General features: G+C 72.8%; 26 protein-coding genes. 8 read left to right on the top strand and 18 right to left on the bottom strand.

The window, feature by feature from the left end; genetic code table 11:
- The 3 genes from NJ376_RS19105 to NJ376_RS19095 form a co-directional block, all read left to right on the top strand.
- The coding region (locus NJ376_RS19105; protein WP_252954882.1) for an SPOR domain-containing protein at positions 1-398 on the top strand (398 nt) is incomplete at its 5' end.
- 150 nt (positions 399-548) lie between these two features.
- The gene (locus tag NJ376_RS19100) at positions 549-734 is read left to right on the top strand and encodes a hypothetical protein (RefSeq protein WP_252954881.1); all 186 of its coding nucleotides are present in this window, start codon (positions 549-551) and stop codon (positions 732-734) included.
- An 842-nt stretch (positions 735-1,576) separates the two neighbouring features.
- Positions 1,577-3,691 carry an acetate--CoA ligase family protein gene (locus NJ376_RS19095; RefSeq protein WP_252954880.1) on the top strand — a complete coding sequence of 705 codons (2,115 nt, stop codon included), beginning with the start codon at positions 1,577-1,579 and terminating at the stop codon, positions 3,689-3,691.
- A gap of 105 nt (positions 3,692-3,796) precedes the next feature.
- On the opposite strand, the gene NJ376_RS19090 is transcribed toward NJ376_RS19095, so the two are convergent.
- The 8 genes from NJ376_RS19090 to NJ376_RS19055 form a co-directional block, all read right to left on the bottom strand.
- Positions 3,797-5,482, bottom strand: coding sequence for a peptidoglycan -binding protein (locus tag NJ376_RS19090; protein WP_252954879.1), 1,686 nt, complete (start codon positions 5,480-5,482; stop codon positions 3,797-3,799).
- Positions 5,483-5,564: 82 nt separating this feature from the next.
- Positions 5,565-6,710, bottom strand: a complete 1,146-nt coding sequence (locus NJ376_RS19085; RefSeq protein WP_252954878.1) for a flagellar motor protein MotA — start codon at positions 6,708-6,710, stop codon at positions 5,565-5,567.
- The gene (locus NJ376_RS19080) at positions 6,707-7,237 is read right to left on the bottom strand and encodes an OmpA family protein (protein WP_252954877.1); all 531 of its coding nucleotides are present in this window, start codon (positions 7,235-7,237) and stop codon (positions 6,707-6,709) included. The genes NJ376_RS19085 and NJ376_RS19080 overlap by 4 nt, the downstream gene beginning before the upstream one ends.
- Positions 7,238-7,479: 242 nt before the next feature.
- Positions 7,480-8,331: an inositol monophosphatase family protein gene (locus tag NJ376_RS19075; protein ID WP_252954876.1), complete on the bottom strand. Its 852-nt coding sequence runs from the start codon at positions 8,329-8,331 to the stop codon at positions 7,480-7,482.
- Between the two features lie 220 nt (positions 8,332-8,551).
- The gene (efp, locus tag NJ376_RS19070; RefSeq protein WP_252954875.1) at positions 8,552-9,118 is read right to left on the bottom strand and encodes an elongation factor P; all 567 of its coding nucleotides are present in this window, start codon (positions 9,116-9,118) and stop codon (positions 8,552-8,554) included.
- Between the two features lie 148 nt (positions 9,119-9,266).
- Entirely contained in the window at positions 9,267-9,692 is a 426-nt protein-coding gene (locus tag NJ376_RS19065; RefSeq protein ID WP_252954874.1) for a type II toxin-antitoxin system VapC family toxin, read from the bottom strand.
- Positions 9,689-9,970, bottom strand: a complete 282-nt coding sequence (locus NJ376_RS19060; protein ID WP_252954873.1) for a type II toxin-antitoxin system Phd/YefM family antitoxin — start codon at positions 9,968-9,970, stop codon at positions 9,689-9,691. The genes NJ376_RS19065 and NJ376_RS19060 overlap by 4 nt, the downstream gene beginning before the upstream one ends.
- Positions 9,967-11,067, bottom strand: a complete 1,101-nt coding sequence (locus tag NJ376_RS19055; RefSeq protein ID WP_252954872.1) for a lysine-2,3-aminomutase-like protein — start codon at positions 11,065-11,067, stop codon at positions 9,967-9,969. The genes NJ376_RS19060 and NJ376_RS19055 overlap by 4 nt, the downstream gene beginning before the upstream one ends.
- Before the next feature lie 37 nt (positions 11,068-11,104).
- On the opposite strand from NJ376_RS19055, the gene epmA reads away from it, so the two are divergent.
- Entirely contained in the window at positions 11,105-12,148 is a 1,044-nt protein-coding gene (gene epmA / locus NJ376_RS19050) for an EF-P lysine aminoacylase EpmA (RefSeq protein WP_252954871.1), read from the top strand.
- Positions 12,149-12,678: 530 nt separating this feature from the next.
- Here the strand turns inward: epmA and NJ376_RS19045 are convergent.
- The 6 genes from NJ376_RS19045 to NJ376_RS19020 all read right to left on the bottom strand — a co-directional run bounded on the left by NJ376_RS19045 (position 12,679) and on the right by NJ376_RS19020 (position 15,929).
- Positions 12,679-13,098: a DUF2171 domain-containing protein gene (locus tag NJ376_RS19045; RefSeq protein WP_252954870.1), complete on the bottom strand. Its 420-nt coding sequence runs from the start codon at positions 13,096-13,098 to the stop codon at positions 12,679-12,681.
- A gap of 42 nt (positions 13,099-13,140) precedes the next feature.
- Positions 13,141-13,860: an FkbM family methyltransferase gene (locus tag NJ376_RS19040; RefSeq protein WP_252954869.1), complete on the bottom strand. Its 720-nt coding sequence runs from the start codon at positions 13,858-13,860 to the stop codon at positions 13,141-13,143.
- A 72-nt stretch (positions 13,861-13,932) separates the two neighbouring features.
- Positions 13,933-14,349: a bleomycin resistance protein gene (locus NJ376_RS19035; protein ID WP_252954868.1), complete on the bottom strand. Its 417-nt coding sequence runs from the start codon at positions 14,347-14,349 to the stop codon at positions 13,933-13,935.
- Positions 14,346-14,972 (bottom strand): thiamine phosphate synthase, encoded by a 627-nt coding sequence (gene thiE, locus NJ376_RS19030; protein ID WP_252954867.1) that lies wholly within the window; start codon positions 14,970-14,972, stop codon positions 14,346-14,348. The genes NJ376_RS19035 and thiE overlap by 4 nt, the downstream gene beginning before the upstream one ends.
- A gap of 97 nt (positions 14,973-15,069) precedes the next feature.
- A complete protein-coding gene (locus NJ376_RS19025) occupies positions 15,070-15,705 on the bottom strand; it encodes an FMN-binding negative transcriptional regulator (protein WP_252954866.1) in 636 nt (211 codons plus the stop codon).
- Between the two features lie 32 nt (positions 15,706-15,737).
- Positions 15,738-15,929, bottom strand: a complete 192-nt coding sequence (locus NJ376_RS19020; RefSeq protein WP_252954865.1) for a hypothetical protein — start codon at positions 15,927-15,929, stop codon at positions 15,738-15,740.
- 91 nt (positions 15,930-16,020) lie between these two features.
- Between NJ376_RS19020 and NJ376_RS19015 the strand changes: the two genes are divergently transcribed.
- Both NJ376_RS19015 and NJ376_RS19010 read left to right on the top strand, forming a co-directional pair.
- Positions 16,021-17,076 (top strand): mechanosensitive ion channel family protein, encoded by a 1,056-nt coding sequence (locus NJ376_RS19015; protein WP_252954864.1) that lies wholly within the window; start codon positions 16,021-16,023, stop codon positions 17,074-17,076.
- A gap of 134 nt (positions 17,077-17,210) precedes the next feature.
- Positions 17,211-18,197 (top strand): Bug family tripartite tricarboxylate transporter substrate binding protein, encoded by a 987-nt coding sequence (locus NJ376_RS19010; RefSeq protein WP_252954863.1) that lies wholly within the window; start codon positions 17,211-17,213, stop codon positions 18,195-18,197.
- Positions 18,198-18,330: 133 nt separating this feature from the next.
- Here the strand turns inward: NJ376_RS19010 and NJ376_RS19005 are convergent, their stop codons facing one another.
- Both NJ376_RS19005 and NJ376_RS19000 read right to left on the bottom strand, forming a co-directional pair.
- Positions 18,331-19,125: a potassium channel family protein gene (locus NJ376_RS19005; protein ID WP_252954862.1), complete on the bottom strand. Its 795-nt coding sequence runs from the start codon at positions 19,123-19,125 to the stop codon at positions 18,331-18,333.
- A 4-nt stretch (positions 19,126-19,129) separates the two neighbouring features.
- Positions 19,130-20,365, bottom strand: a complete 1,236-nt coding sequence (locus NJ376_RS19000) for an argininosuccinate synthase (RefSeq protein ID WP_252954861.1) — start codon at positions 20,363-20,365, stop codon at positions 19,130-19,132.
- Positions 20,366-20,540: 175 nt separating this feature from the next.
- On the opposite strand from NJ376_RS19000, the gene NJ376_RS18995 reads away from it, so the two are divergent.
- Positions 20,541-21,629, top strand: coding sequence for an alpha/beta fold hydrolase (locus tag NJ376_RS18995; RefSeq protein WP_252954860.1), 1,089 nt, complete (start codon positions 20,541-20,543; stop codon positions 21,627-21,629).
- Positions 21,630-21,779: 150 nt separating this feature from the next.
- Here the strand turns inward: NJ376_RS18995 and NJ376_RS18990 are convergent, their stop codons facing one another.
- Entirely contained in the window at positions 21,780-22,943 is a 1,164-nt protein-coding gene (locus tag NJ376_RS18990) for an MFS transporter (protein WP_252954859.1), read from the bottom strand.
- 240 nt (positions 22,944-23,183) lie between these two features.
- Complete coding sequence (locus NJ376_RS18985) at positions 23,184-23,480, bottom strand: SemiSWEET family sugar transporter (RefSeq protein ID WP_252954858.1); 297 nt, start codon at positions 23,478-23,480, stop codon at positions 23,184-23,186.
- Positions 23,481-23,647: 167 nt separating this feature from the next.
- Here NJ376_RS18985 and NJ376_RS18980 point away from each other — a divergent pair.
- On the top strand, positions 23,648-23,892 hold a 245-nt coding region (locus NJ376_RS18980; RefSeq protein ID WP_252954857.1), incomplete at its 3' end, for a Bug family tripartite tricarboxylate transporter substrate binding protein.

Here is a 23,892-nt window from a genome sequence, read left to right as displayed (position 1 = left end):
GCGGCCACCAGGCGCGCGCCGCCGCGCCGGCGTCCGCCTCCCAGCGCCTGGCCTTCACCGCACCGTCCCCCGCCGCCTCCCGCGGCTTCGGCCTGGTGGGCGCGGCCAATGCCGCCCCGGCGCCGCTGCGCCCCGCCATCGCCCGGTCCGAAGCCGCCTCCGGCGGGAATTGGGCGGTGCAGGTGGGCGCCTTCGCCAACCAGGGCCAGGCGCGCTCCGCCGCGGCCGCTGCCGCCGGTACGGCGGGCGGGCGGGTGCAGGTGCTGCCGGTGTCCCAGGGGCGCACCACGCTCTACCGCGCCCGCGTCATCGGCCTCAGCCCGGCCGCGGCACAGAATGCCTGCGAGAAGCACCGTCGCGGCGGCTGCATGGTGCTCTCGCCCGACGCCCAGAGCTGACGGCAAGGCTTCGCCCGCGCGGTGCCGCCTGCCCCGGGCGCGTGGCGCTGCGCTATCGTCCGGCCCGCCGGGCCCGGACGCCTGCGCGAAGACCGCCACCCTGCGCGCCGCTCCCGCGTTCTGCACCTGCTACCACGGAGTGCATGGGCCATGCCGTTCCCTGATTGGACCGAAGCCTCCCGCCCCCTGTCGCCCTTCCTGCTGAGCGGCACGGAGGAGGAGGAAGAGGACGAGTACGAAGAGGACGAAGAGGACGACGACGAGGAGGACTACGAGGAAGAGGAAGAGGAGGACGAGGAGGGGGACGACCCCTTCAGCGACGAGGAGGAGGAGTGAGCGATATCCGATCTGGCGAAATCGCCTGATCCGATGCCTTGCTCTGGAAGACGCCACCTCTGGGGCAGCCTGCCTTCCGCTTGATAAGCCACCCCCGATTCGTCGGGTGGGAGGCCGTTCCGGCGTCCTGTTGCCGAAGTCCGGCCGATCTTGTTCTCAGGCCACCGGCCTTTGCCGTTGGTGGCCTGCCTGTCAGTTCCGCTCCATGGGAGCCTGCCGACGTTGTGGGCAGGATACCGGGGCCCGCTCAGCGGCCCTCGGGGCGGCGCAAGGCCGGCCGGCATGGCAGGCGTCGCAGGGGAATGCCGCCAGCGGACGAAGGCCGGCCCGCTCCCGAAGCAGCTTCAGGCCAGGCAGAGCCGGCCAGCGGCCCGTAAACGCGATCCCGCAGCGATGGCCTGGACCTGCTTCCGGTCGGCACGGCCGGCGTGACGCGGCCTCAGGCAGCCCCGCGCCGAGGCACCCGGAGCGGTTGCGGCCGCGCGCAGCGATGGCCGCTACGAGTCGCCGCGCAGCCATGCCGCGCCGGGCATCCGGGCCGTCACCTCCACCCCGGTCGCGCGCGGCGCAAGCCGCGCCACCGCCAGGGCGCCGAAGCTTGGCGTGTGAACGGAGGCGAGGACAGCTCGGTCCGCCCTCTCGCATGGCTATCCCGTTCTGTGCGCGGGACGGGGGCAGGCGATGACGGAAACAGGGCGAGCGTGAAGTCACGAGGGCCGAGGGCCCTTCCGTCCTGCGCGCGAAGCTGCAGCCTGGCGAGCGGCTGCCCGCCCGGCGTGCTCCCCCCTTGCCCCGCGGCCCCGGCTCCATCAGGGTGCGGCGGCTCAGCAGAAGGGGGAAACATGTCGCGCCTCACCGTCGATCCTGCACGCTTCGCTACGCTCGATGCGTTGGTGCGGCCGCGCTCTGTCGCGGTCATCGGCGCCTCCGACGAGAAGGCGCGCATTGGCGGCCGGCCGCTGGCCTATATGCTGGAGCGCGGCTTCGCCGGGCCGATCTGGCCGGTGAACCCGAAGCGCCCGACGGTGCAGGGCCTGCCCGCCTTCGCCTCCGTCGCCGACCTGCCGGAAGCGCCGGACGTCGCCATCATCGCCGTGCCCGCCGCCATGGCGATCGACACGCTCGACCAGCTCGGCCGCAAGGGCTGCCGCGCCGTCATCTGCTTCACCGCCGGCTTCGCCGAAATGGATGAAGCGGGCGCCGCCGCCCAGGTGAAGCTGACGGAGACCGCGCGCCGCCACGGCATCCGGTTGCTTGGCCCGAACTGCCTTGGTGTCTTCAACGACGCCATTCGTTTCTATGGCACCTTCACCGCCAGCTTCGAGAAGGGCTGGCCGGTCCCCGGCCGGATCGGCGTCGCCAGCCAGTCCGGCGCCTATGGCACGCATATCTTCTCGGCCGGGCTCGACCGGGGCCTCGGCATGCAGGTGGTGATCACCACGGGCAATGAGGCCGAGGTGGCGCTGGGCGACGTGCTGGGCTGGATGGCCCAGGCGCCGGAGGTGGATGTCATCTGCGCCTATGCCGAGGGCATCCGCGAGCGGGAGAGCTTCCTCGCGGCGCTCGACCTCGCCCGGCGCAACCGCAAGCCGATCGTGATGATGAAGGTCGGGCGGTCGCAGCTCGGCGGCGCCGCGGCACAGTCCCACACCGCCTCCATCGCCGGCGACGATGCCGTCACCGAAGCGGTGCTGGAGGAATTCGGCGTGGTCCGGGCGCGCACGACGGAGGAGATGCTGGACATCGCCTATGCCGCGGCGAAGCGCATCTACCCGGCGAAGAACACGCTCGGCGTGCTCACCGTCTCGGGCGGCGCCGGCGTGCTGATCTCGGACGCCGCGGAGGCCGCGGGCGTCGCCATGCCGCCCATGCCGGAGGCGGCGCAGGCGAAGCTGCGCTCGCTGATCCCCTTCTGCGCCCCGCGCAACCCGGTGGATTGCACCGCGCAGGTGACCAACGACCTGACGATGATCGACACCTTCGCCGAGAGTGTCGCGGCGGATGGCGGCTACACCTCCATCCTCTCCTTCTGGTCGCAGACCGCAGCGGGGCGGAGCCTCGGGCCGAAGCTGCAGGAGAAGATGCGCGCGGTCCGGGCGAAGTACCCGGACCGGCTCTGGGTCATGTCCATGCTGGCACCGGAGAAGGTGCGGGAATACGAGGCGGATGGCTGGCTCTGCTTCGAGGATCCGTCGCGCGCGGTGAACGCCATCGCCGCCATGGGCCGCTTCGGCGCCGCCTTCGCCAAGGCGGAGCAGAAGGCGGCGGAGCTGGCGCTGCCGCAGGTGACGCTGCCGGAGACGACGCCGACCGAGGCGGCGGCGAAGGCGCTGCTGGCCGAGGCCGGCGTGCCCGCGGTGCCGGAGCGGGCCTGCGCCACCCCGGATGCGGCGGTGGCGGCGGCCAAGGCGATCGGCTTCCCCGTGGTGCTGAAGATCCTCTCGCCCGACATCCTGCACAAGAGCGAGATCGGCGGCGTGCTGCTGGATGTGGCGGATGAGGCAGCGGTCCGCGCCGGCTTCGCCACTTTGCTGGAACGCGCCGCCACCCATGCGCCGGGCGCGCGCATCGAGGGCGTGCTGGTGGCGAAGCAGATCAAGGGCGCCGTCGAGATGGCGCTCGGCATCTTCCGCGATCCGGTCTTCGGCCCGGTGGCGATGGTCGGCCTCGGCGGCATCTTCATCGAGGTGCTGAAGGACGTCGCCTTCCGCCGCTGCCCCTTCGACGTGGCGGAGGCGGAGCGGATGATCCGCTCGCTCCGCGGCTTCGCTCTGCTGGATGGCGCGCGCGGCCGGCCCAAGGCGGATGTGGCGGCGCTGGCCAAGGCGCTCTCGTCCCTCTCGGCCTTCGCCGTGGCCGCCGGCCCGCGCTTGGCTGGCGTGGACGTGAACCCGCTGCTGGTCCTGCCGGAAGGCGAGGGCGCCTATGCCGCGGATGCGGTGATCGAACTGGGCTGAGCCTGCGAGGCTCAGCCTGACGGTGGCCAAGGGCCCTTCCGCCCTTGGCATGGTGAGTTCGGGAGGGTGTCGCGGCGCTGCCGCGACGCTCCTCCCGATGCCGGGTCAGCGATCCGTCAGCCGCAACTCGATCCGCCGGTTCCGCGCCAGCGCCTCCGGCGAATCGCCGGGATCCAGCGGCTGGTTGTCGCCGAAGGCCGTCGCCGCCACGCGGTTTGGCGGCAGCCCCTCCGCCATCAGCAGCTGCGAGACCGCGATCGCTCGCGCCGCCGACAGCTCCCAGTTCGAGGCGAAGCGCGCGCTGCGGATCGGCAGCCGGTCGGCATGCCCATCCACCCGCAGCAGCCAGTTCACATCGGGCGGGATGCGGGCGGCAATCTCCTGCAGCACCCGCGCGATCTCCCTGATCTGCTGCTGCCCGCTGGAGGACAGCTCCGCCGAGGCGGGCGGGAACAGCACCTCGGACTGGAAGACGAAGCGGTCCCCCACGATCCGCACCTCCGGCCGATCCCCCAGCACGTCCCGCAGCCGGCCGAAGAAGTCACTGCGGTAGCGCTGCAGCTCCTCGACGCGCGCCGCCAGCGCCGCGTTCAGCCGGGTGCCGAGCGAGGCGATCTGCGCATCCTTGTCCCGCCCTGCCGCCTCCGCCGCGTCCAGCGCCGCGGCGACGCGGGCGATCTGGTTGCGCAGCTCCTCGATCTGCCGGGTCAGCAGCGCGACCTGGACGCGGGCGCTTTCCGCCAGCCGGGTCTGCTCCGCCCCGGCGCGCTCCGCCGCCTGGCGGCGCTGCGCCTCCTCCTGCGCGATGGCCTCCGCCGCGCGGCGCCGTTCGCCCTCCGCTGCCGCGGTACGCTCGGCGGCGGCGCGGCGCTCCGCCTCGCTGCCCGCCGCAGCTTCCGCCGTGCTGCGCCGCTGCGCCTCGTCACCCGCTCGCCGCGCCGCTTCCGCCGCCTGGCGTTCGAGCTGGTCCCGCAGGGCGGAGAGGGCGCGGATCTGTTCGGACAGCCGGGCGATATCGGCCAGCCGCGTCTCGATCGTCGCCCGGTCCGCCTGCACCTGACGGTCCAGCGCCGCCATCTCCGCCCGCATCGCCGCCACCTGCTGGCGGGTGCTTTCAAGCTGCGCCTGGGCTTCGGCCAGGGATTGATGGAGATTGGCCAGCTCCCGCCGCGCCGTCTCCACCGCGCCCCGCGCCTCGGCGAGCTGCGTCTCGGCCTGCTGCCGCGCGGTGCGCTCGGCGGCGAGGTTGCGGCCCGTCTCGGTCAGGCGCCGCACCGTCTGCGCGGCATCGCCGCCGGCGGCCTCGGCCCGGCGCAGCGCATCGGCCAGCTGCGCTTCCAGGGCGGCGATCCGCTCCCCGCTGCCGCGCGCGGCCAGGTCCAGGTCGGTGAGGCGGGCGGTCAGCCGGTCCCGGTCGGCGCGGGCGGCATCGCGGTCGGCCACCAGCCGCTCGCGCTCCTCCCGCGTCTCGCGCAGCTGGGCGGAGAGGGTATCGCGCGCCTCGGCGGCGGCGCGCAGCTCCTCCGCGGTGCGGGAGAGAGCATTGCGCAGCTCGCCGGCCTGGCCGCGCTCCAGCGCCAGCATCTCAGCCAGCTCCGCCACCTGGCGGTTCAGCCGGTCCAGGGCGCGGTCGCGGGAGGACAGCGCGACCGAGAGGAAGCCCTGGGCCAGCACGAAGACCATGAGGACGAAAATGATGACCATGAGGAGCGTCGAGAGCGCATCCACATAGCCGGGCCAAGCCTCCAGCCCGCTGCCGTCGCGGCGACGGCGGCCGCTGCTCAGGGCCACAATGGTTCGAGGGAGGCTTTGCCTCCCTCGAGCTCCCTCCACCAAAGGCCGAAGGGCCTTTGGAAACCGTGAGTCTGCCTGCTCATCGCGGCGCCTCCTCGGACAGGGCGGCGATGGTGCGGGCGACGAGCTTGATCTCGCTGCGCAGCTCGGCGGTGCTCTGGGCGCGGCCTTGCGAGACCTCCTCCAGCAGGCGGGCCAGGTAGAGTTCCGCATTGCGCAGGTGGCTGCGGGTCTGCTCGTCGATCGCCGGCTGCGCCCCGGCCTCCGCCAGGCGGGAGAGCGCCGGCGCCAGCGCCGCCTGCTGCTCCGCCACCCGCAGCATCAGGCTCTGCCCGGCGCGCATCTGCTCGGTCAGGGTGGAGAGGCGTTCGGTCAGCGTCATCATCGCCTGGCTGGTCTGCGCCCGGCCTTCCTCGCCGCGCGCCAGGATGCGCTGCAGCCCCTCCAGATTCTCCGCCGTCTGCTCCAGCAGCGCCTGGACATAGGCCGGCACGCTGCCGCCCTCGCCCCCGGCATCGCCCAGCACGCCGGAGGAGAGGCGGGTGATCCCCGCCAGCCACTCCTCCAGCTCGTTGAAGAAGCGGTTCTGCGCCTGGCCGGCGGTGAGGTCGAGGAAGCCCAGCACCAGCGCGCCCGAGAGGCCGAGCATGGAGGCGGAGAAGGCCGTGCTCATGCCCCGCAGCGGCTGCGCCAGCCCGGTCTTCAGCTGGTTGAAGAGCTGGTTCACGTCGCCCGAGCCCACCGACATGTCGGCGATGACCTCGGAGACCGAGCTGATGGTCAGCAGCAGTCCCCAGAAGGTGCCGAGCAGGCCGAGGAAGATCAGCAGCCCGGTCATGTAGCGCGAGAGCTCCCGCGACTCGTCGAGGCGGGAGCCGATGCCGTCCAGCAGCGTCCGCATCGCGCCGGCCGAGAGCGTCAGCCGGTCCGAGCGGCGGGCGGCGAACATGCTGGCCATGGGCCCCAGCAGCCGCGGCAGCGCCTGGGCGGGGGCGCCGAGCTTCGGCTGGCGGAAATTCTCCAGCCAGGCCACCTCCGGCCGCAGCACCAGCACCTGGCGGAGATTCCAGGCGATGCCGAGCAGGATGACGGCGAGGATCAGCGTGTTGAGGATGGGGTTGCTGACGAAGGCATGCGCCAGCGCCGGCCCCAGCAGCACGACGACGCCGGCGACCACGGCCAGAAAGGCCAGCATGCGCCAGAGGAAACGGACGGGCGGTGTCATCTGCGGTCTGTCGTCCCCCGGCTGGGCGGCGGCTGGATGTCGGCGCTGTCCAGCCCGTCGGGCGTGCGGCCCATCGGGCGGATGTCGATACGGGTGGCGGGCAGCCCGCCCGCCTCCAGGGCCTGCTTCACCGCGAAGCCGCGGGCGAGGCTGAGGCGGCGGGCGGTGGAGACATCCTCCGGCCCGCTGGCCTGGGCCAGGATGGTGACGCGGCCCGGCGGCCCGGCGGCGAGGCGCCGGCCGAGTTCCGCCAGGGCGGGCGCCGCCGCCTGCGGCACCTCCGCCACGCCCTCACCGAAGCGCAGGCGCCAGGCGCCGCTGGGCAGGGCCTCCATGCCCGGCAGGCTTTGCTGTGGAGCGGTCCGGGCAGCAGGGGCGGCGGGGCTGGGCGCCGGGCGGTCCGGCAGCCGCGCCGGCTCGGGCGGGGCCAGGGCCGGCTCCCGCGGTACGGGCTCATCCTCCGCCGCCGCCGGCAGCGGCAGGGCAAGGGCGAGGAGCAGCAGGGCGCGGCGGCTTGGCTGGGTCACGCGGCGAAACTAGAGCAATATCCGATCAGGTGGAATCGCCTGCTCGGATTTCTTGCTCTGGGAAATACAATATCTAGAGCGGCTTATCCCCGACTTGCTGGATCACGCCGTGATCCGTCAAGTCGGAGGCTGCTCCAGGCTGCTCACCGCGCCGCGGCAATGCGCTGGCGGGCGACACTGCGTTGCCGGCACAGCGGCCCGCCCGGCTCCGCGCATCGCCCCCGGCCCTCCCGGTGCGCTCCCTATTCCGCGCTCCGCGCGCGGGCGCTGGCGACGGAGCCGATGCCTTCCGCCACCACCTCCCGCAGCTTGCCGTGCAGCGCCTGGTTGCCGGCGACGACATTGCCCTCGGCATAGGGATCGCCGCCCTCGGGGTCGGTCACGAAGCCCCCGGCCTCCCGCACCATGATGAGGCCGGCGGCCATGTCCCACTTCTTGATGCCGAGCTCCCAGTAGCCGTCGTAGCGGCCGGCGGCGACCCAGGCGAGGTCGAGCGCCGCCGCGCCGAAGCGCCGCACCCCCGCCACCTGCGGCATGAGTCGCGCCAGGATCTGGCTGAATTCCGCCTTGCGCGGCACGCCGGCGAAGGGGATGCCGGTGGCGAAGACCGCGTGCTGCATCTCCTTCCGGCCGGAGACACGGAGCCGCCGGTCGTTCAGGAAGGCGCCGACGCCCTTCTCCGCCCAGAACATCTCGTCCGAGGCTGGGTTGTAGACGACGCCGGCGACGATCTCGGACTTCTCCGCATCGATCCGCTTCTCGATGCCGACGGAGATCGCCCAGTGCGGGATGCCGTGGAGGAAATTGGTGGTGCCGTCCAGCGGGTCCACCACCCAGCGCCATTCCCAGTCCGCCGCGCCATGGCTGCCGCTTTCCTCCATGAGGAAGGCGAAATTCGGCCGGGCGCGGGAGAGCTCGGCGCGGAGCGTCTCCTCCGCCCGCAGATCGGCCTGGGAGACGAAATCGCCCGGCCCCTTGGCCGAGACCTGGAGCTGCTCGACCTCGCCGAAATCGCGCAGCAGGCGGCGGCCGACCTTCTGCACGGCGGCGACGACGACGTTGAGGGCGGGGGAGAGGCGAGGGGAGGGGGCCATGGTGGCGGGGACTCCGTGCGGCCGGGACAGGGTGGCGCGCGAGATGGGCGGAGGCGGTAGGCCCGCCCCCGGCCAGGCGGGGGCGGGGCGGCCGGCAAGGCCTTGGCAGGCCGGCGCTGCCCAGATGCCTGAAGCGACCCGGCCGCTTCAGGCGGCGTGATGCCCCGGCTGGGCCGGACCCCTCCGGGGCGGGGGCAGCCGCGGCGGCGGCGGCGGGCGCCTACTTCGCGCGTTCGACGTAGCTGGCGTCTTCCGTCTTCACGACGATCTTGTCGCCGGTGGTGACGAAGGGCGGCACCATGGTCTTCACGCCGTTGGAGAGCACGGCCGGCTTGTAGGAGGAGGCGGCGGTCTGCCCCTTCACCACCGGATCGGCCTCGACCACCTCGAGCACCACGGATTCCGGCAGGGACATCGCCACCGGCTCGCCCTCGATCAGGCGGACATTGACGGTCATGCCCTCGACCAGGAAGGGCAGGCGCTCCCCCAGGATGTCCTTGTGGACATGGGTCTGCTCATAGGTCTCCGGGTGCATCAGGACGAGCTGGTCGCCCTCGGCGTAGGAGAAGGTGAACTCCTCATCGGCCGTCTCCAGCCGCTCCACCGTATCGGCCGTGCGCCAGCGCTGGTCCTTCTTCGCGCCGGTCTTCACATTGCGCATTTCCACCTGGATGACGGCGGCGCCCTTCCCGGGGATCATGATGTTCTGCTTGAGGATGGTGTAGCGCTGGCCTTCGAATTCGATGACCATGCCGGCACGCATCTGGTTGGCCTGCATCTTTGCCATGGGTGGGCGACCTGTCCGGGAGGTTGGAAATGAGCGGGCGCCCGGATGGGCGCGGGTGGCGGGGGTTTAGGCGGGATGGGGCGGCGAGGGAAGGGGTGGTGCCCTCCCGGTCGCCGGCCGGTGCCTATCGGGTGGGCGGATCCGCGGTTCAGCAAGCCACCACCCGCACATGGCCGGCTGCGCCATAGGCCAGGATGGCGCGGTCCCGCGTCACCAACGGCAGGCCCCGGTCCCGGGCGGTGGCGATGATGAGCCGGTCGCCCGGATCGCCATGCGGCTCCCCCGGCAGGAAGGAGGCGCCGATGGCGATCCCCGGCGTCAGCGGCGCCGGGCGGATTCCGGGCGCCGCCATCAGCCGGGCGAACCAGGTCTGCGGGTCGGGCAGGAAGTCGATGGCCGGGCGGTTCGGCCGGGGGCGGGCCAGCATGCCCACCTCCCAGGCCGTGACCGGGGAGACGAAGATGCCATCCCCCGCCCCGGCCGCCAGGATGGCCTCCAGCGCCGCCGGGGCCAGCCTGTCGCCATTGGCCAGCCAGATGACTGCGCAGGTGTCCAGCAGGACGCCGAGGCTCACCCGTGCAGCAGGCCCTGCTCGGCGAGGAAGGGCGCCTCGCCCTCCGCCGCCGGGGCGGTGAGGTCCAGCCCGGGCGGGATCACCGCCATGCCGCGCAGGCAGCCATGCAGCCCAGCCAGGGCCTCCGCCTGGGCGGGCGGCGGGACCAGCAGGGCCACGACCTTGCCGCGCTTGGTGATCTCCAGCCGGTCCCATTCCCCGGCCGCAGTGCGGTCCAGCAATTCCAGGCAGGTCGCCTTGAACTCGGCGGCGGCGATGACGGGGGCGTCGGCGGTCATCGGCCTTCTCTTGTGGTCATCTGGGATGACCATATGGCCCCATCCGCGCCGGAGGCAAGGAGAATCGGCACCTTCCCCCCGCCGCCCGGTGTCTCCTTCACATAGGTCGGCCAGGCCAACCCCGTCACCCGCCCCCGCAGCCCCCGCAGCAGCCTGAGCCCCTCCGCCTCCGGCACATGGAACCGCGCCGTCCCCGGCGCCGGGTCCAGCTGGTGCAGGTAGTAGGGCTTCACCCGCGCCCGCAGCATGGCGCGGAACAGCCCCTCCAGCGCCGCCTCGCTGTCATTCACCCCGCGCAGCAGCACGCTCTGCCCCAGCAGCACCGCCCCCGCGCCATGCAGAAGCCGCAGCGCCGCCTGGGCCGCCGGGCCGAATTCCCGCGCATGGTTGGCATGGACGCAGAGATAGAGCGGAATCTCCACCGCCAGCGCCTCCGCCAGCGCCGCCGTCACCAGCGCGGGCGCCGCCACCGGCACCCGGCTGTGGATGCGCAGGATCTCCACATGCGGGATGGCGGCCAGCCGCCGCAGCACCTCCCCCAGCCGGCGGGGGGAGAGCATCAGCGGGTCGCCGCCGGTCAGCACCACCTCCCGCACCTGCGGCGTGGCGGCGAACCAGGCGAGCGCCGCCTCCAGCTCCGCCTCGGTCAGCAGCCCGCCATCCGGCCCCACCGCCTCCCGCCGGAAGCAGAAGCGGCAATAGACCGGGCAGGCCAGCAGCGGCTTCAGCAGCGCCCGGTCCGGGTAGCGATGCACCACCCCCTTCACGGGCGTGAAGGGCGCATCCGCCGTCGGGTCCTCCAGCTCATGCGGGGCGGTCAGCCTCTCCGCCGGATCGGGGATGTATTGCCGGGCGATCGGGTCCGCCGGGTCGGCCGGGTCCATCAGCCCCGCCACCTCCGGCGTCACGGCGATGGCGTAGCGCTCGGCCACCGCCTCCACCCCCGCCCGCGCCGCCTCCGGCAGCAGCCCGGCCGCGATCAGGTCCTCGGCGCTGCGCAGGGTGCGCGCCGGCCGGCGCCTGGCCGGCGGGGTGGCGCCCGTCCCGGCAAGGTCCGCGGAATCCTGGGCTGGGCGAGAGGGGAGGCCATCGGGCATGGTCCCGCGCAGCTAGTCCCGCAGGTCCCCCGACGCAATGCCCGCATCCCCGCCCATCTCCTCTCCCCCCTGGCACCCGGAGCGCCTGGCCGCCCGCCTGCCCTTCCTCCGCCGCCGGGCAGAGCTGACCGCCGCCACCCGCGCCTTCTTCACCGGCCGGGGCTTCACCGAGGTGGAGACCCCTTGCCTTGTCCCGGTGCCCGGGATGGAGGTGCATCTGCACGCCTTCCGCAGCGAATACGTGCCGCATCTCGGCCAGGGGGAGCGGCGGACCCTCTGGCTCCGCACCTCGCCGGAGCTGGCCCTGAAGCGGCTGCTGGTGGCCGGCGCCGGGCCGGTCTTCGAGCTCGCCCGGGTCTGGCGGAACGGGGAGGCGAGCCCGCGCCACGCCCCGGAATTCACCATGCTGGAATGGTATGCCCCCGGCCTCGGCCTCGCCGGGCTGATGGACCAGGTGGAGGCTTATCTCCGCGCCGTCGCCCCGCCCCGGGTCAGCCACGAAGGGGTGGCGTGCGACCTGACCCTGCCCTTCGAGCGCCTGACCATGGCGGAGGCCTTCGCCCGCTGGTGCCACGGCCTCGACATCCTGGCCACCGAGGGCGATGCGGCGAAGCTGCGCGCCGCCGCTGCCGCCATCGGCGTGCCGCCGCGGGAGGATGAGGGCTGGGAGGATTTGTTCTTCCGCCTGGTGCTGGAGCGGATCGAGCCGAATCTCGGCCGCGGCCGCGCCACCTTCCTTACCCATTGGCCCGCGCCCCAGGCGGCGCTCGCCCGGCGCGACCCCGCCGACCCGCGCGCCGCCCTGCGCTTCGAACTCTTCGTGGCTGGGATCGAGCTGGCCAACGCCTTCGACGAGCTGACCGACCCGGTGGAGCAGCGCGCCCGCTTCGTGGCGGATGTGGCGGAGCGCCGCGCCCGCTATGGCACGGAGGGCTGGGAGGTGGACGAGGATTTCCTCGCCGCGCTGGAGCATGGCATGCCCGAGGGCAGCGGCATCGCCCTCGGCTTCGACCGGCTGGCGATGCTGGCCAGCGGCGCGCCGCGGATCACCGACGTGCTGTGGCTGCCCGCGCTGCCCTGACCGCTTGCGGCAGCGCAAGGCCGGCGCCGCGCCATCCGGCACCCGCGCCGGGTTCGGCGTAACGTGGTGCAACCGGCAGGCGCCGCCGGGTCCGGCAGCCGCCAAATCGGCTGGGGCTGGGACGATGGCGGCCCTCGGCGCGCCGCCCCAGGCACCGTCAGGGCATGTGGCGTCGGCAAGGCTTGGGGCCGGCGCCGAGCCACAACGCCCGCAGGCAACCGGGAGAGGGCGCCGTGCGCCGGGGCAGCCGCACGCCCACGGGCGATGCCGCTCCCATAGCGATCTGCTCAGGGCAGCCTATGCCGCGGCGCAAGACCTCCGATCGGGTGACCCACCCGATCAGGCGTTGCGGCAAGAAATACAGGATCGAGCGGAGCGTTCTCCGCCCTGAGGGATCTCGCCAGGATCCATCGGGGCGAAGGCTGCGCTGGAGCATGCTGCGTTCGCTTGCGCTCACGCAGCATGCTCTAGGCCGTTGTTTTGCGAGCATCTTCACGCGTTCAGATGATTCCCTCTGAACGCGATCTGCTCTAGGAGCCCCGGTGCGTGTTGATCCCGCCCGTGGCTTCCGGCCGCTGCCCGCCTTTCACGCGATCGGGGCTGCCCTTCGGGCCATGCGCCTGGGCGCGGCTGCCATGCGGGCCGCTGTCATCCGGCCGGCCGAAGGCGGCACCGGCATCGGGGTCGAGCGCCAAGCGCCGGGCGAGCTCCGCCTCGTCCACCATCGCATCCGCCGCCTGCGCCGCCGGAAGCGAGAGCCGCACCAGGCCGCCCTCCAGGCCGTTCACCAGCTTCCGCGGCAGCCAGCGGTGCTGGCCGGCTTCGTCGCGGGTCAGCTTGATGTACTCCCCTTCGACGCCATCCACCGTGCCGACCTGCCTGCCGTCGCTGCCGATGATCGGGGTATGGTCGGGGATCTCGCCATGGGCGAGGTCTGCTGCATTGGCCATGCGTCCCTCCTGCCCCGCCCAACGGCCGGGGGGCGGCCGGGTTCAGCCCCCTGCCTCGGCCTTCCGCAGCCGGTCCAGCATGGCCGGCGCCGCCTCCCGCGGCAGGAAGTAGAAGACGAAGACGTAGGGCTCGCTGGCGGCGAAGACCCTGGGGTCCGGGCTCGCCACCTGCATGGTGGCGCGGTCGAAGCTCGCCATCGGGCGCCATTTGCCCCAATGCTCCCAGAACCCGTCATAGCCGAGGGCGTCCAGATAGGCCGGCACCGCCCAGGTGCTGCCCGGCCGGTGACGCTCCTCGATCTCGATGGAGAGGATGGGGCGGCAGCGCAGCAGCGTCTCACGCCCGCCGCGCAGCACCTCGTACTCGGCCCCCTCGGCATCCAGCTTCACGCCGGTGAGGTCGGCGAGGGCGAATTCGTCGAGCCGCCGCAGCGGCACGGTCACGCGCTGCTCCGCCACGCCATGTTGGGCATAGGTCTTGGCGGTGCTTGCCCATTGCTCGTTCGGCACGCCGTCCAGCACCGGCAGCGCCAGCACCGCTTCGCCCGTTCGGTCGCCCAGCGCCTCCTGCCGCAGGCTGACGTTCGGCGCCGCTCCCGCTGCCGCGCGCAGCCGGGCGAAGGCGGCCGGCAGCGGCTCGAAGGCCAGGACGCGGCTGTCCGGCAGGGCGGCGAAGGGCAGGGTGAAGGCGCCGTCATGCGCGCCGACATCCAGCAGCGTCCCGGGGCGGTGCAGGGTGCGGTGGAAGCCCAGCTCATCCATGCCCGATTCCTGCCGCCGGTCCTGCTCCGCCGCAACCCTCGCGGGGCCAGCGCCTCTGCGGCGCGGGCCGCCTTACGCCCCGGGCAGCGCCTCGGAGAAGCGGAGGAGATAGCCGTCCGGGTCCTGCACTAGGAATTGCCGCACCGTGACGGCGCCATCGCCAACGCGGTAGCTCTTGGTCTCTGGCGGCATGAAGAGCGGCCAGCCCGCCGCCGCCAGCGCCGCGAGGATGGGGTCGAGGGCATCGACCGCCATCTCGAAATTCACGTGCCGGCCGAAGGGCGGCGTGGTGGGCGCCACTTCCCAGCGATGCGGGCGGTCCTTCGGCAGCTCATCCAGCATGAGGCGGGAGCCGTCGCGTTCCAGGCAGGCGAAGCCGTCCTCCGGCCGGTCAAACAGCACGCGGAATCCGCAGGGGCCGCACCAGAAGGCAAGGCTCTGCGCGATGTCCGTCACCATCAGCTCCGGCACCAGGGCGGGACGTCTCATGCCGCGGCGATGGCGGCGTTCATGGCCCGCACGCCGGCGGCGGGGCCTTCGGGATGGCTCCAGACGGCACCGACCACCGCCAGGAAATCCGCCCCCGCCCGCACCAGCGGGGCGCAGTTCTCGGCGGTGATGCCGCCGATCGCCACCGAGGGGATCTCGAACATCTCCGACCACCATTCCAGGAGCTCGGGCGTGGCGCGGTGCAGCGTCGCCTTGGTGCCGGTCGGGAAGAAGGCGCCGAAGGCGACGTAATCCGCCCCCTGCTCCCCCGCCAGCATCGCCAGGTGCCGGCTGGCATGGCAGGTGATGCCGAGGATCTTCCCCTCCAGCAGCTTCCGCCCCGCCGCATGGTCGCCATCCTCCTGGCCCAGATGCGCGCCGTCGCAGCCAAGCTCCGCCGCCAGCGCCGCGTCGTCGTTCAGCAGGAAGGCCACGTCGCGCGCCTGGGCGATGGGCATCAGCGTCTCGGTCGCGCGCCGGATATCGTCCGGGGCGGCATCCTTCAGCCGGAGCTGCAGGCAGGCGACATCCCCCGCATCCAGCGCCGCCGCCAGCAGGTCGGCGAAGCCCGCCGGCAGCACCGGCGGCGTGATCAGGTAGAGTCGGCAGCGTTCCTCGGTCATGGTTCCGTCCGGTAGGCCCTGGCCAGGGTCGGTCTCAAGGGGGCGGAGGGGCATTCGCCCTTGGCGGGCGGCGTTCGGGGAGGGCGGCGCCCCCGCCTCACCGCCCCTCGGCCTGGGCCTGCATCACCGCCGCCACCGCCCGGTCCCGCGCATCCTCGCTGCCGGCGAGCCCCGCAATGGCTCCCGCCCGGTCCGCCGCATTGCGGTTCTGGCTGAGCTTCCGCTTGCCCGTCAGCCTCTCGATCCGCAGCTCGAACCCCACGATGCCCTTGAGCTGCGCCGCGACGAATTCCGCCGGCGCATCCGCCACCGCCCAGGGTTGCGGCTGCGCCGCTTCCTTCTCCCGTGTCAGCTCGCTGACGATCACCAGCAGCCGCGCTGGATCCTCGATGATCTCGACCGGCCCCTCGGCCTGCACCGCCTCATAGTTCCAGGTCGGCACCACGCGGTGGTTCTCCGCCTTGGACGGATACCAATTGGGCGAGACATAGCCCTCCGCCCCGCGGAACACCGCGACGGCCCGCCCCGCCTCCCGCAGCGCCCGCCAATGTGGGTTGGCGCGCGCCAGGTGGCCGATGAGGATTCCGCGCCCCGCATCCAGGGTCAGCGGCAGGTGGGTGACATCCGGCACGCCGCCGGCACCGTTGGAGACCAGCAGGGCCAGCCGGGCCTCGCGGATCAGGGCATGCAGGATCTCCGGGCGGTCTTCCCGGAAGGCGGGCGGGGTGTACATGCCGGCACCCTGCCGCAGCCGCGGCCGGAATGCTACCGGCGGCGGGGCTGGTCCTGCTCCACCCGGTCGGCGGCGGTCTCCGTCTTCTCCCGCTCGCCGGTCGGGCGGCCCTTCGGCTCGGCTTCCCCCGCCGCCTTGCCGCTGCCGCCGCGGCCTGCCGGGTCCGGCGTCTTCTCCTCGGGGGTCCAGCCGGTCTCGCCGCTGCCCTTGCGTTCGGTGGCCATGGCGCACTCCTTCGGTTTGGCGGCGGAACGCCGGGGGCCGTCCGGGGTTGCGCGCGTTGTGGGGGGCTGTCGCAACCGCAGGGACGAGCTCATGCCACCATTGCCCCTCTGGCTTTCCCTCGCCTTCGCCTTCGGCGTCGCCCCGCTGCTGGCCATCCTGGCGCTGACGGCCGTGCATTTCGTGCTGGACCGCCTGCTGGCGCAGCGCCATGCGCCGGTGCTGCGCCAGGTGCTCTGCCAGGGGCGGTCGGCACTGGCGGTGGCCGTCGGGCTGCTGGCGGTGCAGGCGGCGTTGCCGGCGGTGGAACTGCCCGGCGCCCTGGCCGCGGCGGCGGAGCGGCTGACCGCCCTCGCTTTGGTCGCGGCGCTGGGCTGGGCGCTGACGCGCAAGGTTGCCGCGGTGTTCGACGCCTATCTGGAAGGCAATGCCGGCGCGGACGAGAATTGGCTCATCCGCCGCCGCCGCACCCAGCTCATCGTCTTCCGCCGCCTCGCCATCGCGGCCGGGCTGGCGATCACGGCGGGGCTGGTGCTGACCGCCATCCCCGCGGTGCGGGCGGTCGGGCTCAGCCTCTTCGCCTCGGCCGGCGTCGCCGGCATCGTCGCCGGTATCGCTGCCCGACCGGCCGTCTCCAACATCATCGCCGGCATCCAGCTCGCGCTCACCCAGCCCATCCGCCTCGGCGATGCGGTGCTGGTGGAGGGCGAATGGGGGCATGTGACGGAGATCAGCTCCACCTTCGTCACCATCACCACCTGGGACCAGCGCTCCCTGGTCGTGCCGCTCGGCTACTTCATGGAACGGCCGATCCGCAACTGGACGAAGACCAGCAGCCAGCTTATCGATACCGCCTTCCTCTATGTCGATTTCACCGTGCCGGTGGAGGCGATCCGCGCCGAGGCGAAGCGCATCCTGGAGGGGACGAAGCTCTGGGACCGCCGCGCCTTCGCGGTGCAGGTGACGGACATCAGGGAGCGCAGCATGGAGATCCGCGTGCTGATGAGCGCGGCGAATTCCGGGGACATGTTCGACCTGCGCTGCCTGATGCGGGAGCAGCTGATCGGCTGGCTGGCGCGCGAATATCCGCAGGGCCTGCCCCAGGAGCGGCTGGAGCTGGCGCGGCCGACCCAGCGCCGGGCGGCTTGACCGGCATGGCAGGGCGCGCGACGAAGCCCCTGGCCGGGCAGCCCGCGCGCCGCTGCGGCGCCGGGCCGCGCTGGCGGGTTGCCGCGGGCGGGGCCGCGCCCGCGACCCCCGCCCTGACATCAGGAGACGCCAAGATGACCGGTCGCCGGGCCGCGCTCGCTGCCGCCCTCGCCACGCCCCTGCTGCTGCCGGCGCTGCGCCGCGCGACGGCGCAGGGGGCGGCCTCGGGCTTTCCCAGCCGCCCGATCCGCGTGCTGGTGCCCTTCGCCCCTGGCGGCCAATCCGACACCGTGATCCGCCTGCTGGCGCCGAAGATGGGGGAGGTGCTGGGCCAGGGCTTGGTGATCGAGAACCGGCCGGGCGGCGGCGGCTCCATCGCCGGCGGGGTGGTGGCCGGCGCGCCGGCGGATGGCCGTACGCTGCTCTTCGACAGCTTCGGCTTCCTCATCATCCCCTTCCTGGTGAAGGGGCTGAGCTATGACCACGACACCGCCTTCGCCCCGGTGGGCCAGGCGGTCTCCGCCCCCTATGTGCTGGTGGTGAAGAAGGCGCTGCCGCCGCGGACCCTGACGGAGTTCATCGACTATGCGAAGGCCAATCCCGGCGTCACCTATGGCTCCCCGGGCACCGGCACGGTCGGGCACCTGGCCGGTGCCCTGCTTGCCAGCCGTGCCGGCATCCAGCTCGAGCACGTGCCCTATCGCGGCGGCGCCGAGGCGGCGCGGGACCTCGCCGCCGGCAGCGTGGATTGCGCCATCAGCACGGCGAACAGCCTGCGCCCCTTGATCGAGGATGGCCGCGGCGTCGGCATCGCGCTGACGAGCGGGGAGCGGCGCGGGACGCTGGCCAACCTGCCGACCATCGCCGAGAGCGGCTTCCCCGGCTTCGACCTGACGAGCTGGAACGCGATGTTCGCCCCCGCCGCGACGCCGGCACCGGTGATCGAGAAGCTGGAAGCGGCAATGCGTGCCGCGGTGCAGGACGAGGCGACGCGCCAGCGCCTCATCCTCGCCGGCAACGACCCGAGCGCCGAGGGCGCCGCCGCATTCGCCGCCCGCATCCGGCGGGAGAAGGAGGTGGTGGCGCGGATCGTGCGGGAGACGGGGATCAAGGCAGACTAGAGCGTTTTCGGTTCGCGTGCGTTCACCGAAAACGCTCTACGCCTTTGTTTGCAGAGCAGATTCACGCCTTCGGGCGGTGCCGCCCTACGGCGATCTGCTCTAGGCCGGCGGGGCCGTCGCCGTCCCGCCGTGCTCAGCCCGCGCCCTCGTCCGGGATGTTCAGCAGCGTCCCGCAGGCCTTGCAGTGCACCGCATCCGGCTCGTGCCGGGAAAGGCCGCAGGAGGGGCAGGGGAAGCGCACCTTCACCGGCCGGAACAATGCCTGCGCCAGCCGCAGGAAGAGCGTGACGCCGGCCAGCATGATGACGACCGAGAGCAGCCGCCCCAGCGTCCCCGGCAGGGTGACGTCGCCGAAGCCGGTGGTCGTCAGGGTGGTGACGGTGAAGTAGAGCGCATCGGCGAAATTGCGGATGCCGGGATTGGTCCGGTGCTGCAGCTCGAAGACCAGCCCGCTCATGATGAAGAGGAAGACGCAGAGCTGGGCGGCGGCCAGCGCCGCCTCCTCGTTGCGGCGGAAGAAGGGGAGGTCGGAGCGCAGCGAGGTGAGGAGCCGCACCGAATGCACCAGCCTGAGCGTCCGCAGCACGCGCAGGAAGGCCAGCGCCCCGTGCAGCAGCGGCGCCAGGAGCAGGGAGAGGATGGCGAGCAGGTCGGCGAGGTTCAGCGGGTGCAGCGCGGCCCGCACCGGCTTGCCGCTGGCGGCCAGGCGCAGCCCGTACTCGCCCAGCAGCACGAGCCCGAGCACCACGTCCACCGCCAGCGCCGGGCCGGTTGGCCCAAGGAAGGAGGCGGCGACGATCCAGCCGAGGCTCAGCGCATCGAGGCCGAGAAGGGCGTAGCGGAAGCGCTTCGCCTCCGGCGCCGGCGCCTCATAGAGGTGCCGCAGCCGGACGCGCCAGCCATGCCGGCGGTGGCCCGGCCGCGCCATGCCGCTACAGCGTGCCGCCCTTGCGCCCGGCCATGGCGCCGAGGCGGAGACGCAGCGCGTTCAGCTTGATGAAGCCTTGGGCGTCGAACTGGTCGTAGGCGCCCTGGTCCTCCTCGAAGGTCACGTGCTTCATGGAGTAGAGGCTGTTGGGCGAGCGGCGGCCGGTGACGATGACATTGCCCTTGTAGAGCTTCAGGCGCACCTCGCCGGAGACGCTCTTCTGGCTCTCATCCGCCATGGCCTGCAGCATCCGCCGCTCCGGGCTGAACCAGAAGCCGTTATAGACCAGCTCCGCATAGCGGGGCATCAGGCTGTCCTTGAGATGCGCCGCCTCGCGGTCCAGCGTGATGCTCTCGATGGCGCGGTGCGCTTGGTACAGGATGGTGCCGCCGGGTGTCTCATAACAGCCGCGGGACTTCATGCCGACGAAGCGGTTCTCCACCAGGTCCAGCCGGCCGATGCCGTTCGCCTTCCCCAGCGCGTTCAGCTCGGTCAGCAGGGCGGCCGGGCTCAGGCGCTTGCCGTTGATGCCGACGGCGTCGCCCCGCTCGAACTCCATGGTGATCTCGGTGGGGGTGTCCGGGGCGTCCATCGGGGAGATGGTGCGCTGCCACACCATCTCGTCCGGCGCGTCCCAGGGCTCCTCCAGGATCTTCCCCTCGCTGCTCGAGTGCAGCAGGTTGGCGTCCACGCTGAAGGGCGCCTCGCCGCGCTTGTCCTTGGCGATCGGGATCTGGTTGGCCTCGGCGAATTCCAGCAGCCTGGTGCGGCTGGTCAGGTCCCATTCCCGCCAGGGGGCGATGACCTTCACATCCGGCTTCAGGGCGTAGTAGCCGATCTCGAAGCGGACCTGGTCGTTGCCCTTGCCGGTCGCGCCATGCGCCACGGCATCGGCGCCGACCTGCTCGGCGATCTCGATCTGCCGCTTGGCGATCAGCGGCCGGGCGATGGAGGTGCCGAGCAGGTACTGCCCTTCGTACAGCGCATTCATCCGGAACATCGGGAAGACGAAGTCGCGGGTGAATTCCTCCCGCAAATCGTCGATGAAGATGTTCTCGGGCTTGATGCCGAGCAGCAGGGCCTTGTCGCGGGCCGGGCCCAGCTCCTCCCCCTGGCCGAGATCGGCGGTGAAGGTCACCACCTCGCAGCGATAGGTGGTCTGCAACCATTTCAGGATGACGCTGGTGTCGAGGCCGCCGGAATAGGCGAGCACCACCTTCTTCACATCCTTCACGCGCATCGTCCGGGCCTTCGGTTGGCGGCTGATCAGGGCCGCACCTATGGCGCCGGGCCGGGGCGGGGGCAAGCGTCGCGCGGGCGCGCGCTGGGCGCGCAGTTCCTCTTGCCAAGGGGTGGGCGCTTAAGGTTTCATCAAAATCATGGCATACCGAATACAAATCTCCGGCATTCATGCCGTGCTGGGAGCGCTTGCCGTGCTGGGGGCACTGCTCGCGCTGCTGGCGGCGGCAGCGCTGCATCCGGCCGGGGCAGAAACGCCCTCGGCGGTGCTCGATGCCGCGGCAATGCCCGGCCTCGCGCCGCCCGCCGTGCTCGACGCCGCGGCAGTCCCCTACCTCACCGCCGCAGGCCGGGCAGATTACCGCCGCTTCCTGCTGCAGGCGACGCCGCGGGTCTTCGCCCTGGCCGCGGATGGAAGCTGGGGCTGGGCCTCGGCGCAGCCGGACATGGCGGCCACCGAGGCCCGGGCCCTGCTGCTCTGCGCCCAGTGGGGCGGGAAGGGCTGCAAGGTCTATGCCAGGGATCTCTCGGTGGTCTGGTACGGCGATGTCCGCGCCCCCGGCACCCCGCCCGGGGAGGTCTTCGCCGCCGGCCCCGGCTGGTCCCTGCTGCCGGATGCCCGCTTCCTCTGGCAGGGCCCCGGCCAGGCCCGCGGCGCCTATGTCTGGGCGCATGGCCGCGCCGCCGGCGGGCAGGACAGCCGCGGCAGCCAGCCCCAGCCGCATGTCCGCGTCTTCAACAATGCCGGCTGGGACGTCTTCCGCTTCGACCGCGACCCGGCGACGGACGAGACCGAGGCCGCCGCCGGCTGGATGCGCGCCGCGCTGAAGGAGGTCCGCCGGCGCGGCTACGCCCGGATCATCGCCGGCGGCCAGTCCCGCGGCGGCTGGAACGCGCTGCAGGCCCTCTCGGAGCCCGGCCTCGTGGATGCCGTGGTGGCGGTGGCGCCGGCCGCCCATGGGGCGCGCGGCAGCCCGGCCTGGGCCTGGGCGCTGGACGATCTCCGCCGCGTCGTCGCCGCTGCCCGCAGCCCCGCCGCGCGGGTCGCCGTGGTGACTTTCGCGGGGGATGAGTTCGACCCGGACCCGACCGGCCGCGCCGCCATCCTTCGCGGGCTGAATGCGCCGCATGTCGGCGCGCTGCTCTTCCTCGACCGGCCCGTCGGCCTCTCCGGCCATGGCGGCGGCGCCGAGGCGCAATTCACCCTGCGCTACGGCGACTGCCTGCTGGGCTTCGTGGAGGGCCAGCCGGGCTGCCCGCGCTGAGCGCGTCGCGCCATACCGGCTGCGCGACATGCTGACCGATGCCGGTCTGGGGGCGCGCGGCCGGTATGCCCTTGATTTCGGCGCGCAGCCGCCACACCAGCCCGGCGCGCGATAGCCGGCTCGGAAAGTCAGGACGTTCCGAGCCGGCTATCAGGCGACCGCCTCGCGTCGCCGCGCCCCGCGCCGCGCCCAGAGGGTCAGCCCCAGCGCCCCCGCCGCGGCCACCGCGAAGCTGCCGCGGTAGTCCAGCAGGAACAGCCCCAGCCCGAAGGCCAGCGATCCCGCCCCCTGGCCGAAGAACAGCGCCATGGCGAAGGCCGACATCGCGGTGCCCCGCGCCTCCGGCAGCGCCTCCGTCGCCAGGGTCAGCAGCACGCCGTGGAAGGTGTAGAACATCAGCCCCAGCCAGAGCTGCACCAGCCCGACCATCCACCAGCTCTGCGCCAGCGCCAGCAGCGCAAGACCGCAGGTGAGGCCAAGCCCGCCGATGAGCATCAGCCCGCGCTCCCCGAACCGCGCCACCAGCTTTCGCGCCAGCCGGGTATAGAGGAAGGCGCCGGCGCCGAACCCCGCCACCAGCAGCCCCGCCTCCGCGATGCTGCGGCCGAAGCTCTCCACCAGGAAGCTGCCGACGAAAGGGAAGGCGCCGCCGAACAGCCAGAAACCGTCGAAGAAGGCGGTGGCCAGCAGCCAGCGGCCGGAGGGGCGGCGCAGCAACGCGCCATAGCCCGGCGTCGCCGCCGGCTTCGCCGCCCCGCGCCACAGCCCAAGCCCAAGCCGCCAGGTGAGCGCCGCCACCACGCCGAAGGCGACGAGGCCGAGCAGGATGATGGGCACCCGCCAGCCGAACAGCGAGGCAATGATGCCGGCGATGGGGCCGGAGAGCATCTGCGCCATCACCATGCCGGTGGAGAAGCGCGCCAGCGCCCCCTGCCGCTCGGCATAGGGCACCACATCGCCGAGATGCGCCATGAGCAGCGGGATCACCGCCCCGGCCCAGAGTCCGGCCAGGGCACGGCTGGCGATCAGCTCCCCGAGCGTGTCGGCGAGGGCACCGAGGATCAGCGTGCTGCCGTAGAGCAGCAGCGCCATCGCGGCGATGCGCGGCTTGCCCAGCCGGTCGCCGAGCGGCCCGGCGGCGAGCTGCACCAGCCCGTAGGCGATGACGAAGGCCGCCACCACCGGCGCGGCCGCCGGGACGGTGACGCCGAAATCCGCGGCGAGCAGGGGGAGGAGTGGGTCGAGCATCCGCATGCCGGCGCCGGTGGTGAAGCCGGCCAGGGCAAACAGCGCGATGGGAAGGGTGGGAAGCATGCGGCCGGCATTGGCGCAACCGGACCGTGCTGCGTCAAGCCGTTGCGGTGGTATGCAACCACAGCGCGGGCACTGCCCGCTCGGTGCCGGTGCCGGTGCCGGTGCCGGTGCCGGTGCCGGTGGCGGCGGGGGCTCGGCAAGGGGCCGGCCGACATGGACCCTGCCTCGCCGCCGGGGCGCCTGTCCGGAAGCCCTCCCGGCAGGGGCGTCCGGCCGCGCCTGCCCTGGCGGGGTGCGCGCTCAGCCGCCGGGGTCCAACGCCTCCGCCACCGCCGGCTTGCCCCGCGGCGGCAGCAGCTTCATCGCCAGGATGAAGGCGGAGAGCAGCAGGCAGATGCCGTTGGTCACGATCAGCGGCAGGGCGCCGAGCAGCAGGCCATAGGTCAGCCAGAGCGCGAATCCGACCACTGTCACCGCATACATGCCGGCCGAGATCGCGGCCGTGTCCCGGGTGCGGATCACCTTCCAGGCCTGGGGCAGGAAGCTGGTGGTGGAGGCGATCGTCGCCGCCCCGCCGACGAGCGTCGCCACATCCATGCCCACGATCCTTCGCCCCCTGCCGACAGGCCCGCCGATCCGCGCCCGGTCACGGGCAGGAACCGCGCCCCGGCCGGCCGGTTCCGCGCCGCCGGACGACCGGCCGATTGACAGGCACGGCCCGGATGGCCGAGTTGAAGGTGGAACATCCGCCGGGGGATCACGTCATGCTGCATCGCCGCACTTTCGGCCTGGCCACGGCCGGGCTGCTGGCCGCGCCGGCGCTGCGCGCCCAGGGCTTTCCCGCCCGGCCGCTGCGCCTCGTCGTCGCCTTCCCGCCCGGCGGCCCCACCGATGTGGTGGCGCGCATCCTGGCCGAGCGCATGGGGCGGGAGCTGGGCCAGCCGGTGGTGGTGGGGCATCGCGGCGGCGCCAATGGCAACATCGCCGCCGAGGCGGTGGCGAAGTCCGA

This window comes from Siccirubricoccus soli, assembly GCF_024178315.1.
GTDB lineage: Bacteria > Pseudomonadota > Alphaproteobacteria > Acetobacterales > Acetobacteraceae > Siccirubricoccus > Siccirubricoccus soli.
This window is presented reverse-complemented; position numbering and strand designations above follow the sequence as displayed.